Origin of the sequence: Shewanella algidipiscicola (assembly GCF_900380485.1) — a bacterium.
Taxonomy (GTDB): Bacteria; Pseudomonadota; Gammaproteobacteria; order Enterobacterales; family Shewanellaceae; genus Shewanella; species Shewanella algidipiscicola.
In genome coordinates this window covers 157153-172112 of sequence record NZ_OXJV01000021.1, presented here as the reverse complement: position 1 = coordinate 172112, position 14960 = coordinate 157153, and the positions used below count along the sequence as shown (strand labels likewise).

Here is a 14960-nt window from a genome sequence, read left to right as displayed (position 1 = left end):
CATCAGCGATTTTATAACCACGTTCAGTGACTTGTTTGACGGCTTCAATTTTGAACTCATCAGGATAACGTTTTCCGCGCATGTAACACCTCATATTTTTGGTTCATTATAACTCTATGAAGTGTCTATTGTTCTAGGGGCTTACCAAGCTCGCAGCCAAAGCGGTGCGTCAGCATTGGCACATCGAGAACCAGCAACACTGGGTGCTTGACGTCACCTTTAGGGAAGATTGTTCAAGGATTGGTGACCATGAAAACGCGAAGAAGATGGCGCTATTTCGGCGTATCGTGCTGAACCTTTTAGAGCAACATCCGCTAAAAGCAAGTAAACCAACCAAGATAAGAAAAGCAGCATGGAATGGCGATTTTAGGAGCGAGGTTTTCTTTGGTTAAATGATTTAACAAAGTTTAATCCCGCCCTGACCCTGATACACTTACCAAAATTGATTTGACTAAAATGAATTAAAAACAAGGTGACTCATTTCTATAATATAGGTGTTTAACTAAGTTGAATAACTATTTTAGATGTTAACTTCTCAGAAAATTGTATAATAGAGGAGTTGCTATTTAAACGACGTAAGCCTAAAAGCACAAATAAAAAGTTAACGGGTAATGCTAATTAGCCACAATAGACTTATCTGACTATAAATCTTTACTTGTTACAAAATTATTCATTACCCCTTTTAGAAAGCAACACCAATAATACTATCTAACTTGTAACTGACTAGGATCGTCGGTAGCAATATAAATAGCTTTAAACTTCTTCTCACCATGTTCATTCACAGTTGTATTTGTGAATGTATAATTTTTAGAAAAATATGAGAACTTTGTTAACTCATCTTCATTCAAGTCATCATAATTAAATGAGATTGCACAGATCTTCCCCGCACAAGCATAAGACTCCGCATAATAATTAGTGTTTTTAAATACTTTTAAGTTTTGTGTAAGCTGATATTCTCTTGCCTCAGACAGTTCTGTTGGAGCGATATCTTTAACTTTAGAAATAAATTCATCTACATTCTTCACAGTAAAAAATGTTCTTAAAGCTTCTTTTGAAACTATATCATTTTCAAGAACAAAGGAATTTGTAAATGAGTCTGCGTCGACAAAGCTTTCTTCAGTTAATAGTTTTGGGGATTTATCTTCGATTGTTTTTTTTAGGAGCTCTAATTCCACACCATCATTTTGTTTTTTTTCAGATTTGATAGTTTTTGTTAAATTACTCTCCTCTAAATCCTTAACTTTTGTGGCACTAAAATCTTTAGCTTCATGTTTGACCGTTGCTTTATTAGAGTCATGATGATTATCATAAAAAAAAACAAAATAAATAGAGGTTGTTATGATTATAAACGTAATGGTATAAAATTTTTTCATGTTAAATCCTTTTAATGGAAAGTGAGAAAACTATCCCACCTTCCAAATAACAAATAAAATTAGTTATTCAAGTTGTATCGAACACTCTAATCGCCCGCTAGAACATTTCATTGTTATTGTACCATTATCGCCTACAGTAACCGACATAGACCCTGATGGGCAAGTGCAGGTCATTGCTTGCGCGTTAGCGCACAAACTACCGAATAATATTAGTGAAAGTGCTATTTTTTTCATACTAAATTAACTCCATTTAAAATTGCCACTCCAGATTAACAGCGCAATCACAAAAATACAACACTGGTAAAACCCTAGAACAGTAGACACTTCATAGAGTTATAATGGACTGCCCCAGGTCTTTGCTTGGAATAACATTCGCGTACAAAGAAATTAGAAAAAGTAGGTCGAAAAATGATGTACGAACGAAGATAAATTTTAGTTGAAGCTCATTTAGGGGCATAAATGAGTTTGGTGGCGCTATCCATCAGCCCACCACACCTTGAGCCTCGCCTTTTGGGAAGTCCCGAATTCAGATAATAAGTGCACCACTCATGGTTAAACGGTGAGGAGAGATCAACTGCCTGTTGGTGATACTCTGTAGTCGCCAAACAAACATGAGTAGTTACCATGAATTACAAGCAGTTGATCGAGGGACAACGATACCAGATTGAGGCCTATTTACGCGANGGTTTCAGTTATCGGGAGATAGGAAAACGTCTGAAAGTAAGTCACAGCACAATCAGCCGGGAAGTAAATCGCAATCGAATTCGGGATAACCATTACTTGCCGGAAGTCGCTCAGGTGAAGGCATTAAAACGCCGTAGTCAGTCCGCGAAGTCTAGAGTATCTGAACTGACCATCACCTTTGTTGAGTTCGGTCTCAATGAGAAGTGGAGTCCAGAACAAATAGCCGGTGTCGGTAAAATCATCGGATATAACGTCAGTCATGAGTGGATTTATGGCTATGTCCAGCGTGATAAATTATGCGGCGGCAAGTTGTACAAACAGCTACGCCAGAGTCACCGAAGATACCGTAAAGGTAATCGCGCGAAGCGTGTGATTATCCCGAATCGCGTTGGCATAGAGCATCGTCCCGCTATCGTGAACAAGAAAAAGCGGTTCGGAGACTGGGAAGCTGACACGGTTCTGGGCAAGCAAGGTACGGGCGCGATTGTCAGCCTAGTTGAGCGGAAAAGTAAGCTGTACCTGATACGCAAAGTGCCAGCGAAAAGCGCAGCCGATGTGGCCCGGGCAATGGTTGGCATGCTGTGGAAATATCGAGGTTGTGTCCGAACTATCACAGCGGACAACGGCAGCGAGTTCTGTGACCACGAACAGGTCGCAGAAAAGCTTAAAACGGATGTCTACTTCGCTAACCCTTATTCGTCCTGGGAACGCGGACTGAATGAAAACTTCAACGGTTTGCTGCGGCAATACATACGGAAAGGCACCGATTTGCGGACGGTAACAGATAGGCAAATTAGTGAGATTGAACGGACATTAAATGCCAGACCGAGAAAGTGCCTCGGCTTCAGGCAACCTGTTGCGGTATTCAATGAATTACGCAAGGCAGCCTAATTTAGCGAGTGGTGCACTTCGGAGTTGAATTCGCGAGCAATAAAATAAAAAGATTAACACAAAAAACCTATGAATTATATTTGTGAAAATAACGTCAAAATACACATGAGCTCTAAAAGTGAAAATAACGTCAAATAAAAACAAGGCGCAAACCCAAAAACCTAAAAATATAATCAGCAGAGGCAAACGCAAATACAATGCCTTATCAATTTCAACAAAATATTATTGAAACTCACAATGAACAGTAATTAAAAACTGAATAAGTTAACTGTTTTGTGTAGACGTAAGATATTTTAAACAAGAGAGCTAATTGAACTAAGCGAGTAACAGTTAAACAACAAAGTGCTGTATTAGTGATGCAACTATTGCCATCACTAAACAGCGAGTTGTTATTAAAGATTAAGCTGAGTGTATGATGAGGCTTGCTCTAAAAAAGTTATCATCGTAACTGGTTGAATAGTGCCAATTAAGCTGGGCAGTTAAACGTTCAACTAACATCAATCCGAGCCCGAAACCACTGGAGTTATGCCGTGACAACGGGTTAACAATATCGATTCTATTACCTCGTTGAGTGATGCTAATGCCTTTAGCACCGTGCTCTAAACTGTTACGGACCAAGTTATTTAACACTATGCTCAGCGGCTCTTTAAGCACTAATAATTGGGTGTCATCACAGGATAACTCCACCTCAACCTCGCTGCCTTGAGCAAATTGTTGATCATAAACAATGCTCTGCAACAAGTCGGCTAACGTTATTAAGCTTTTATCCATCGGACTACAATCAGAGCTCATTAACCACAGCAATGTCTCGGTGATCGATTTCATCTGAGTCGTCGCTTGACTGGCATGCAATGTCGGCCCGGTTAACTGGCCCTGTTGTAAGGTCAAAATATCAAACGAAGACTGACAGATAGCGATGGGCGTGCGGAGTTCATGACTGGCAAAACGCAAAAATGATAGCTCACGTTGCTGCGCCTCTTTAAGCTGTTTAATCGAGCTGTCTAAGGCATCGACAATAGATTGAAGCTCGGCATAACACTGTTTTGGAAATCGAAGTTGTTCCATCTTTTGCCAATCATGCTGCTTTATTGCCCGACTGATCTGATGCACCGGTGAAATCACCCGGCTCTGTAGATACCAGGCCAGAATGGCATTAACGGTAAACGTCATGATGACCAAGAGTAAGATAGCTGCCATATTTTTGGGGGCAAACTCTAACTCATGGGTGGCGTTATAGTGCAGCCATACATAGCTAGCATTTCCCGCCTCATCTTGATGTAGCATCAGGGCATCGATGAATTTACCATCGGTATGCTGGTGTTTTACGTCATTAGGCTGTTCGGGGGGGTTACCATTATTTATCGCCTTTATCTTGCTTGGCACCGACTCCCAGCTATTAAATACGCTCAGGTTGTCGGTGTAAAAAGGGCTATTTTCGGCACTGGCGTATTGCACTGCAGCTTGAGCGGCATTTCTCATGGTGATCTCATGCATGCTAAACATGCCTGTACACATCATACACAGGGGGATAAAACTGTTGATGAGTAAAGTGATCGCCAAAAAGCTTAAACCATAAACCTGATAGACTCGCTTTAAACTGAGTTTAGGCTTCATCATCGACCTTTAAACATAGACCTACGCCACGAATAGTATGCAGCAGCTTTTGCTCAAAAGGCTTATCGACAATTTTACGCAGTAGATGAATATGACTGCGCAGACTATCACTATCTGGCAAACTATCGGGCCAAAGTAATCTCTCAATTTCATCTCGCTCTACTGTTTCAGGACTCCTTCTCGCCAATAGCGCTAGGATCTGCCAGCCTGTCCGTGTTAAGACTAAACGCTGCCCTTGTCGATATACGTTATGTCCAGCAAAATCAAATTCAAGCTCGCCAATTGTAAGCAGATTCGGCGACGGGCGCCGCTGCGACACGACCTTGAGTCGAGCCACTAATTCAGCCATAGCAAAAGGTTTAACCAAGTAATCATCGGCTCCCACTTCAAAACCAGACAATCTATCTTGCAGGTTACTGCGCGCTGTCAGCATAATGATGGGAGCAATGATGCACTGTGCTTTCCATTTTTTACAGGCACTAATACCATCACCGTCGGGTAAATTAAGGTCGAGAATAATAGCGTCAAAGTTACGCTTTATTATCGCCTGCTCAGCCTGTGCAAGTGTCTCAGAATAATCCGTTTCGATATCATTCAGCTCTAAATAATGAATAATGTTTTTAGCAAGCAGACGGTTATCTTCGACAAGAAGCACTAACATAATTATATGATTTCCAATTGATGTGCAATGTGTACTAAATTAGCACGATTGCTAGCTGACAGCTTATTTCTCATAGATTCTAGATGATATTCTACGCCACGAACGGTAATGTGTAACTCTTGTGATATTTCATGGTTATGCAAACCTGTAGCGGCCATTCTTAATGCTTTAATCGCAGTTTTATTAAATAACTTATATTGGCGGTAGGGATTTATTTGATCATGAAAATGTTCAAATAAATTCATTTGGGCTTGCTTAAGCGTAACCTCTAAGCCTGTCAGATTTAGATCTTTATATTCATGCTTAGCGAGTAAAGTGAATCGACCGCTCCAAGCATTCGAAGCAAAGTTTTTCAGCGGCCAGCTGACAATCGTATTAACACCATATCGATTAAACAGTTTTTTAGCTTTATTTGGCCGTCCACCTTCATCAAATACATAGCAATAGGGAGACTTTAGGCACAGAGCTTCGCCAAAGTTAATGTCTGTTGCGGCGACACGAGCCAGATATTGTTGATGCAGTTGTTGCACCGTCGGTGATGAAGCCAATACGCCAGCAGCACTTTGTAGCGTGCGGCGTGTCAGTAAATTGCCGCGATTATTTTCACGGTAGTCTTCATAAGCACTGTTAGCTATGCCTTGAAACCAGAAGCCACCAAAGCCATGTGAGGCTATTGGTCGCTTGATATCATCGAGTACTGTATTGGCAATCTCTGGGCTTGCTTCCGCTTTCGTTATAGGCAGTTGAGTTAAACGTTCCATTTTTACACCACATACGCGCTATCAAAAACCACTAAGGCGGCACTTAGCACGCACCGCATCAAACAACTCTGTTACAGTTGTTAAACTGATAGCACAGAGTCTACGCAATTTATGATATTGGATAAACGCTCATGGTATGGAACTTCTAACTGCACAACAAAAACATACAATTTTATATTTCCCCGCCAAGTTTTGACGTAACTTTGACGTGCTGCGTTTTATACTCTTCGGTAGCCACGCCTTAAAAAGCTGACTTTGTCATTCGCCGAAACCTCACGATAAACATGCGTATCATAAGCGATAGAACCCAAAACTCCCGTCGCTAACCTCCTTGATTAACTCATTGACCTCACTCTCGATTAGACTAAAACCATTAAATACGCTAAGTCGATCACATAAACAGATCGAATATAATTGAATGTGGAACCTTGCATTCCACGCAGAGTCAGAGCAACTAACGCATGAAGATTTTCTCCTGTAATAAACCCAATCACTCACCAATCTGTTTATAAAGGTTATTCCATGTTAAGCACACCTCCACTGCGCCGCATGCGACGTCTACGTAGCTCTGAAGCCATGCGCGATCTATTACGCGAAAGCCATATTTCACTCATCGATTTAATCCACCCTATTTTTATTGAAGAGCAACTCGAGCAGGCTATGCCGATCGCTACTCTACCTGGTATCAGCCGTATTCCCGAAAGCCACCTCGCCGATGAAGTTCGTGAGTTATATGCCCTTGGCATTCGCTATGTGATGCCCTTTGGTATATCACACACCAAAGACGCCGCAGGCAGCGATACGTGGGATGAAAATGGCCTACTTGCTCGTATGATTAACACCATAAAATCGACCGTCCCCGAGATGATGGTGATTCCAGATATCTGCTTCTGTGAATATACCGATCACGGTCATTGCGGCGTGATGCACCACAACGAAGTCGATAATGACGCCACCGTAGACAATTTAGTTAAACAGTCTGTCACCGCTGCTAAAGCTGGCGCCGATATGTTAGCCCCATCGGCGATGATGGATGGTCAAGTAAAAGCCATTCGCCAAGGACTCGATGACGCGGGTTTTCAACACGTCGCCATTTTGGCTCATTCGGCAAAATTTGCCTCTGCTTTTTATGGTCCATTTAGAGCCGCTGTAGACTGTGAACTCAGTGGGAATAGGAAAGGCTACCAACTCGATTACGCTAATGGTCGTCAAGCGCTACTCGAAGCCACATTAGACGAGGCCGAAGGCGCCGACATTCTGATGGTCAAACCAGGAACCCCTTATTTAGATGTGATCAGCCGTTTAAGACAGGAGACCCATTTGCCTATAGCGGCATATCAAGTCGGTGGTGAATATGCTGCGATTAAATTTGCCGCACTAGCGGGAGCGCTCGATGAACGAGCCGTGGTAACCGAAACTTTTACTGGCTTAAAACGCGCGGGAGCCGACCTCATTGTGAGCTACTACACCAAACAGTATGCCCAGTGGTTAGCCGAAAGCAAGATGCCCTAGTCGCTGCCCTAGATTAATACAACATTGCCGCCTGATAGACTGCTAATCGTCGCCATCATTATGCTTGATGGCTAACAGCCGACTCTATGAGACTAAGATTTTTGTAATAAGACTCAATAGTTACCTCAATTTATGTCGACGACAAACTCAGAGATCAACATTAACGATTTTGCATCAATCAATAGATGACTAACTTTATTTGATTGGCATCATCCAGCTTATGGACTCAAGCGCCTATAGAGACAAAAAAGCCCTCAACATTGTCATGCTCAGGGCTTTTTTAATACTTAAAGCTTAATGGCTAGCGACTCGTAAGTGCTACCTCAGGCTTAAGAAGCGTCTTTTGAACCACGGTTGTGGCGCTTACGCTCGTTTTCTGTCAAATAACGCTTACGAACACGGACGCTCAGTGGCGTTACTTCGACTAACTCATCATCATCGATAAACTCAAGCGCTTGCTCAAGGCTTAAGTTGATAGGTGGAGTCAGTACCTGCGCTTCATCGGTACCCGATGCACGCATGTTCGTTAGCTGCTTACCTTTCAAACAGTTAACTGTAAGATCGTTTGCACGCGCATGAATACCAACGACTTGACCTTCATACACTTCGGCAGCGTGGCCAATAAACAGACGTCCACGATCTTGTAGACCAAATAGTGCGAAGGTTAGTGCCTTACCTGTTGCGTTAGAGATCAGTACGCCGTTAGCGCGTTGACCAATATCGCCACCTTTAAATGGACCATAGTGGTCAAAGGTGTGGTAAATCAGACCAGTACCAGATGTGGCAGTTAAGAACTCAGTTTGGAAACCGATTAGACCACGGCTTGGAATCACGAAATCGATACGCACACGGCCTTTACCGTCAAGCTGCATATCTTTCATTTCAGCTTTACGGGTACCTAGTTTCTCGATAACGCCGCCTTGATGCTCTTCTTCAACGTCAACGGTTACGGTTTCGAACGGTTCACACATCACGCCATCGATCTCTTTCATGATCACTTCTGGACGCGAAACGGCTAACTCGTAACCTTCACGACGCATGTTTTCAATCAAGATTGACAGATGAAGTTCACCACGGCCCGATACACGGAAACGATCTGGGCTGTCAGTTTCTTCAACACGCAGTGCAACGTTATGCACTAATTCCTGTTGTAGACGCTCAAGGATATTACGTGAAGTCACGTACTTACCTTCTTTACCAGCAAATGGAGATGTGTTGACTTGGAACGTCATGGTCAATGTTGGCTCATCAACTGACAGTGGTGGTAGTGCTTCTACAGCGCCTACTGCACAGATAGTGTCAGAGATCTTAAGCTCACCAAGACCAGTGATTGCTACGATGTCACCAGCGTTAGCAATTTCAACTTCGGTACGGTCTAGACCCATGTAACCTAATACTTGGCCGACTTTACCATTACGTGTCTTACCATCAGCACCTACGATGGTGACTTGTTGGTTAGTCTTAACGCTACCACGTTTGATACGACCTACGCCGATAACACCAACATATGAGTTGTAATCAAGTTGCGAGATCTGCATCTGGAAGTCACCTTCCGAGTCAGCGTCTGGAAATGATACTTTCTCAACGATAGTTTCAAACAGTGGCGTCATGTCGACACCCGCTTCGTCTGGATCTAAAGTTGCGTAACCGTTTAATGCAGATGCGTAAACGATTGGGAAGTCAAGCTGCTCATCAGTTGCACCTAAGTTATCGAATAGGTCGAATACTTGGTCAATAACCCAATCAGGGCGAGCACCTGGACGGTCAATTTTGTTGATAACAACGATAGGCTTTAGGCCTTGCGCGAATGCTTTTTTGGTTACGAAGCGCGTCTGTGGCATTGGGCCATCAACCGCATCAACCAGTAGCAATACACAGTCAACCATCGACAGAACACGCTCTACTTCACCACCGAAGTCGGCGTGGCCAGGGGTGTCGACGATGTTGATACGGTAATCGTTCCACTTGATGGCAGTATTCTTTGCAAGGATCGTGATACCACGTTCCTTTTCGATGTCGTTCGAATCCATCACCCGCTCAGCGGCTTCTCCCCGAGACTCCAGGGTTCCAGACTGTGCCAGCAACTTATCAACAAGGGTAGTTTTACCATGGTCAACGTGTGCAATAATGGCGATGTTACGTAAATTCTCTAACACAAATAAACCTCTTACCATCAAAAAAATAGGGGGTATTACTAACAGCTTCAATAATAGCTATTGCAATAAAAAACGTGCCATTCTACTCTAGACGAGGACTCTCGCACAGGATTATTTTTTAGTCAGCTATGAATAATCATGATCGTTGCAATGCGCACCAAGATGGTGAACGCACCATAACAAGGCAAATAACGCACCAATGTAGTGCAATCCGAATTGCGGCGCATCACCTCCTCACACACAACCTCAAACTAATCAACAGTTTAGAATATTGGCACGAGTCTAGCTTTATATTGGCCAGTACCGCGCCAAGCGCTAAATTGAATGTTACAAGAAGGGCATCCCCTCTACCCTACACGGAGATTTAAGAATGTCAGCAGAATCAGTTTTACAGCAAATAGCAGAACTTGAAGTTAAATTTGTTGATTTACGTTTTACCGATACCAAAGGTAAAGAGCAGCACGTTTCTATTCCGCATCACCAAGTTGATGCCGATTTCTTCGAAGACGGCAAGATGTTTGATGGCTCTTCAATCGCAGGATGGAAAGGCATTAACGAATCAGACATGGTATTAATGCCAGATCCAACCACTTTTGTATTAGATCCTTTTACAGAAGAAACCACTGCACTTATCCGCTGTGACATTCTTGAGCCTGGCACCATGACAGGTTATGACCGCGACCCACGCTCTATTGCCAAGAAAGCAGAAGAGTATCTCGTCTCTACGGGGATCGCTGATACCGTATTGATTGGTCCAGAACCAGAATTCTTCCTATTTGATGATGTAAAATTTGGCACCGACATGTCAGGTTGTTTTGTCAAGCTTGACGCTAAAGAAGCGGCTTGGAACTCTGGTACCCATTATGAAGATGGCAACACAGGACACCGTCCATTCGTTAAAGGCGGTTATTTCCCAGTAGCACCAGTTGATTCTTCACAAGACTTACGTAGTGCTATGTGTCTAGTGCTTGAAGAGATGGGCCAAGTCGTTGAAGCGCATCACCACGAAGTGGCGACTGCCGGTCAAAACGAAATTGCCACACGCTTCAACACGCTAACTAAAAAAGCCGATGAGATTCAGATCCTTAAGTATGTAGTCCATAATATGGCACACGCTTATGGCAAAACAGCCACCTTTATGCCCAAGCCAATTGTTGGCGACAATGGCAGTGGTATGCATGTACATCAATCACTGGCTAAAGATGGTGTTAACCTATTTGCTGGTGACAAGTATGGCGGATTGAGTGAAACGGCCCTGTATTATATTGGCGGTATCATCAAACATGCTCGCGCACTGAATGCTTTTACCAACCCAAGCACTAACTCTTACAAGCGTTTGGTGCCACATTTTGAAGCCCCAGTGATGCTGGCATATTCTGCCCGTAACCGCTCAGCCTCAATCCGTATCCCTGTGGTACCAAGTCCGAAAGCGCGCCGTATTGAAGCACGCTTCCCGGATCCACATGCAAACCCATACTTAGGTTTTGCTGCGCTTCTAATGGCCGGTCTTGACGGTATTCAAAACAAGATCCACCCTGGCGAAGCGATGGATAAAGATCTCTACGATCTACCAGCAGAAGAAGCCGCAGAGATCCCACAAGTGGCAACCTCACTGGAAAATGCACTCGAAAACCTCGATGCTGACCGTGAGTTCCTCACTAAAGGCGGCGTCTTTAGCAATGACTTCATCGATTCGTATATCGCATTGAAGACCGCAGAAGCAGAGCGAGTGGCTCGCACCACTCACCCAGTTGAATTCGAGCTTTACTACAGCTTGTAATCTACCAATACACGATTAAAAAACCGCCTACTCAGGCGGTTTTTTTATTGCTCAACCCATACGTCAACGCAACTGCTCTACATGCTTAAAAATGCATGAAAGCCATAGCTTGAAATCGCGCCTAGGTACCGACAATAAGTCAAATTGAACCTCCTCAATCATACCTAGTGTCATCCGCATGCAAACCTTAAGTCGACAATTATCCATTAAGGCCTAATCTTGCTTAAAAGGATTTATCTTTATGGGTAAACTGCTATGATGAGCAGGCCGATAATTTACAGTAGAATCAATTATGTCTAGCCGTGATCCGTTTGCCAGTTACACTTGGAAGAGCGATATTTTTAGTTGCGAGAGTAACGATATCAGCACCTTTTACGCGTGCTTAAAAGAGCAAGTCACTCGATTAGGTTTACTGGAACGAACCCTCGGCGACGCGGGACGCTACCCGTTAAATCTGTACCAATCACCGGCACAAAAATCGGGGCAGCCCTCACTGTTAATTAGCGCAGGGTTTCACGGTGAAGAAGCCGCTGGCCCTTGGGGAATGTTGCATTTCCTCAATGAATTAGAACCCGAACTCTTTCAGCGCATCAACCTTAGTCTACTGCCACTTGTCAACCCGACAGGATTCAAGCGTGGCCATAGATTCAATAAGTTAGGTCAAAATCCTAATCGAGGTTTTTTGGTCGAAAATGGTCGCGGTAAAAGTAATGATGACACCTCTACGGAAGGTAAAATACTGCTTGAACATTCGCAGTTGTTACAGGCCGCCAGTAAAGAAGGTATTTTAACTTGCCATGAAGATGTACTGCAAAACGATACTTATATCTATTCATTTGAAGCTAACCAAACTCCAGGCCATTTCAGCCGCACACTGCGTGACACCCTAGGTGAATTTTTTCCTATTGCCCCTGATGGTTTTATCGATGATTGCCCGGTAGCCGACGGCATTATCTTTAACCATTTCGACCTCTCATTTGAAGCCTTTTTGGTCCGCTTAGGTGCTAATGCTGGTGTATGCAGCGAGACGCCGGGTAAACAGAATTTCGATCAACGCGTTTTGGCTAATAGTGCCATTATGCAAACCTTTATTGAGCAGGTCATTGCCAGACAGTAATCAACATCATGTAAATCGATATTACGACACCTACACTTAAGAATAGATATTTTCATTTTTTAACTATATATTCATCTATCGGTATTTTTTAAGGATGAATATATGAATCAATTTCAACAGGTTTCAGTCGATAAGCTGGCTAATGTTTATTTCGATGGCAAAGTGATGAGCCGCACAGTCACTTTTAGTGATGGCAGCACACAAACATTGGGCGTGGTATTACCCGGCGAATATGAATTTAGCACTGCAGTGGGCGAAATCATGCACGTGATCGATGGTACCTTATCAGTGTTACTTCCCGGCAGCGATACATGGCAAAGCTTTTCCGCAGGCAGTCAGTTTCAACTGGCGGCGAAGGTCAGTTTCACCATGCGTGCCAATGACATTGCCCAGTATTGCTGCCAATACCTAGATTAACCCCACAAACCACTTAGAGTCGCTGAGCGGCGACATTGTCGCTCTATATGACGACTCATTTACGTCTCAAGTTGCGGCAACCACTTCCTCTATGCGTACACCTCAACTGGCAACCAAACGCACCTCTACAATTGACTAACAACATATTGCGACGCATAAAACACAGCAAGATACGCGATGATTTTTATTCAAAAACAGACTAATCTAACCAAGATACCATCGTATAACAAAGGATCGCTTATGCGCACGCTATTGCTTTTTACCTTACTACTTGTTACCGCGTTCGCGCAGGCGGCCATTTATAAATGGGTCGATAAAGATGGCAAGGTACACTACTCAGACAATCCAATTGAAAATGCTCAAGCGGTCGAGCTCAAAGAAAATACCCAAAATCAGATTAAGCTCCCCCCAGTGGTAGTGCGTGATCTAGGCGACAAGCAACTCGAGCCAGCAGCAGATAAACCCAGCTATCAGATGCGGATCAGCAGCCCATCTGAAGAGGAAACCATTCGTGATAATAACGGCAACATCACCATTATCGGTTCGATAACCCCAGATCTTGCCAGTAATCACGTGTTGGTACTGTTAATGGATGGCAAAGTGATAGGGCCAGCCCAAACCACTGCGATATTTAGTTTGGAAAACGTCGATCGCGGTGAGCATATTTTTGAAATTAAGGCATTAGCACAAAACGGCAAACAACTTGCATCTACTCCTCCAAGAACCATATTTCTTCATCGAGCTAGGGTCAACGCAATACCAAAGCCAAAACCCGCTGGCGGCTAATAATTATTAATTAATTACTTTTTATTGGCTTAGCGCATATTTCGACATTTTTCCTCTCGATGAAGCTAGCTTGCACCATGCACCAAATTGGTGCACCATGTTGGTGCGATCTATTTCAGGGAGTCGTAAATGCACACAGACCCTTTGCTGAACAACTTAGTGACTGCGGTCATAGTGATTAATCACGACCTAAAACTCTGCTATGCCAACAGTGCAGCAGAGCAACTATTAGGCATAGGCAGTCACCGACTCACAGAACATAGCCTAGGCGATTGCTACCAAGAACTGAGTGTCGACACTCAACTGCTGATGAGCGCCATTGAGCAGCACCAAGGGCTAACAGTCAATAGTGCCAATATCACCACCTTAGATGGCAACGCACACATTCTCGACATCACTCTGTCTCCCATCGAAGCAGACAATGACCACCCCCAAGGCTTATTGGAGTTACGTCAGGTGGATCAACAACGGCGTATTCACCAGCAGTTAACCTTAGATGCACAGCAACAAGCGGCGCAGTATCTGGTGCGTAACTTGGCTCATGAGATTAAAAACCCGCTCGGTGGACTGCGCGGCGCGGCGCAATTACTCGCCCGCGAATTAAAAGATGATGAACAACGCGAATTTACCGACCTGATTATTGAACAAGCCGATAGATTACGTAACTTGGTCGACCGCCTGCTAGGGCCACAAAAACCGACACAGCACAGCATGCATAATATCCATGAAGTGATCCAAAAAGTGCTTAAGCTGGTTCAGGTCACCTTGCCCACTAATATTCATCTAATCCAAGACTATGATCCTTCCATCCCTGATATTGAAATGGATCAAGAGCAACTGCAGCAAGCGGTGCTCAATATTGTACAAAATGCGATACAAGCATTAGCAACAGGCGGCGAGATCCGCATTAAAACACGCACCCAACACCAGATAACCATTGGCACTCTGAGGCACAAGCTGGTACTGGCTTTATCTATCATAGACAACGGTCCCGGCATCAAACCCGAGCTCATGGATACCCTGTTTTATCCTATGGTCACGGGCCGCGAACATGGCTCCGGGTTAGGGCTATCCATTGCCCATAACTTTGCCAGATTACACGGCGGGCGCATTGATTGCGCCTCGGTTCCCGGACAAACCGAATTCACCATTTTACTGCCGGTCAAAGGCTAAAATGAGTTACAGGTCACCAGAGACACGCGCGTGAC

Annotated in this window: 13 protein-coding genes and 1 pseudogene; 8 read left to right on the top strand and 6 right to left on the bottom strand. The window is 43.8% G+C overall.

Features of this window, described 5'->3' with window-relative positions; all coding sequences use genetic code 11:
- Positions 1-82, bottom strand: an 82-nt coding sequence (locus DN599_RS18050) for a transposase (RefSeq protein WP_162599247.1), incomplete at its 3' end; no start/stop codon positions are given.
- A 64-nt stretch (positions 83-146) separates the two neighbouring features.
- Here DN599_RS18050 and DN599_RS18045 point away from each other — a divergent pair.
- Positions 147-392, top strand: a pseudogene (locus DN599_RS18045) (ISAs1 family transposase); the annotation flags it as partial.
- Positions 393-704: 312 nt separating this feature from the next.
- On the opposite strand, the gene DN599_RS18040 reads toward DN599_RS18045, so the two are convergent.
- Positions 705-1373, bottom strand: a complete 669-nt coding sequence (locus tag DN599_RS18040; RefSeq protein WP_110458978.1) for a hypothetical protein — start codon at positions 1371-1373, stop codon at positions 705-707.
- Between the two features lie 624 nt (positions 1374-1997).
- Between DN599_RS18040 and DN599_RS18035 the strand changes: the two genes are divergently transcribed.
- On the top strand, positions 1998-2948 hold the full coding sequence (locus tag DN599_RS18035; protein ID WP_110458977.1) for an IS30 family transposase: 951 nt from the start codon (positions 1998-2000) through the stop codon (positions 2946-2948).
- 399 nt (positions 2949-3347) lie between these two features.
- On the opposite strand, the gene DN599_RS18030 is transcribed toward DN599_RS18035, so the two are convergent.
- Genes DN599_RS18030 through DN599_RS18020 form a run of 3 tightly spaced genes read right to left on the bottom strand, consistent with a single transcriptional unit; the run spans position 3348 to position 5984 of the window.
- Positions 3348-4565: a sensor histidine kinase gene (locus DN599_RS18030; RefSeq protein WP_162599245.1), complete on the bottom strand. Its 1218-nt coding sequence runs from the start codon at positions 4563-4565 to the stop codon at positions 3348-3350.
- A complete protein-coding gene (locus DN599_RS18025; protein ID WP_110458975.1) occupies positions 4552-5223 on the bottom strand; it encodes a response regulator transcription factor in 672 nt (223 codons plus the stop codon). Before DN599_RS18025 ends, DN599_RS18030 begins: the two co-directional genes overlap by 14 nt.
- A gap of 2 nt (positions 5224-5225) precedes the next feature.
- Complete coding sequence (locus DN599_RS18020) at positions 5226-5984, bottom strand: response regulator transcription factor (RefSeq protein ID WP_110458974.1); 759 nt, start codon at positions 5982-5984, stop codon at positions 5226-5228.
- A gap of 522 nt (positions 5985-6506) precedes the next feature.
- Here DN599_RS18020 and hemB point away from each other — a divergent pair.
- Positions 6507-7496, top strand: a complete 990-nt coding sequence (gene hemB, locus DN599_RS18015; protein ID WP_110458973.1) for a porphobilinogen synthase — start codon at positions 6507-6509, stop codon at positions 7494-7496.
- 329 nt (positions 7497-7825) lie between these two features.
- Here the strand turns inward: hemB and typA are convergent, their stop codons facing one another.
- Positions 7826-9652 (bottom strand): translational GTPase TypA, encoded by a 1827-nt coding sequence (gene typA / locus DN599_RS18010; RefSeq protein ID WP_110458972.1) that lies wholly within the window; start codon positions 9650-9652, stop codon positions 7826-7828.
- 370 nt (positions 9653-10022) lie between these two features.
- Here typA and glnA point away from each other — a divergent pair, with 370 nt between their 5' ends.
- The 5 genes from glnA (at position 10023) to glnL (ending at position 14925) form a co-directional block, all read left to right on the top strand.
- Positions 10023-11432, top strand: coding sequence for a glutamate--ammonia ligase (gene glnA, locus DN599_RS18005; protein WP_110458971.1), 1410 nt, complete (start codon positions 10023-10025; stop codon positions 11430-11432).
- A 292-nt stretch (positions 11433-11724) separates the two neighbouring features.
- Positions 11725-12549: an N-acetyl-ornithine deacetylase gene (locus DN599_RS18000; RefSeq protein ID WP_110458970.1), complete on the top strand. Its 825-nt coding sequence runs from the start codon at positions 11725-11727 to the stop codon at positions 12547-12549.
- 102 nt (positions 12550-12651) lie between these two features.
- Positions 12652-12966 (top strand): pyrimidine/purine nucleoside phosphorylase, encoded by a 315-nt coding sequence (ppnP, locus tag DN599_RS17995; protein ID WP_110458969.1) that lies wholly within the window; start codon positions 12652-12654, stop codon positions 12964-12966.
- 240 nt (positions 12967-13206) lie between these two features.
- Complete coding sequence (locus tag DN599_RS17990) at positions 13207-13752, top strand: DUF4124 domain-containing protein (RefSeq protein ID WP_110458968.1); 546 nt, start codon at positions 13207-13209, stop codon at positions 13750-13752.
- A gap of 129 nt (positions 13753-13881) precedes the next feature.
- Positions 13882-14925, top strand: a complete 1044-nt coding sequence (gene glnL / locus DN599_RS17985; protein WP_110458967.1) for a nitrogen regulation protein NR(II) — start codon at positions 13882-13884, stop codon at positions 14923-14925.
- Positions 14926-14960: the final 35 nt, after the last annotated feature.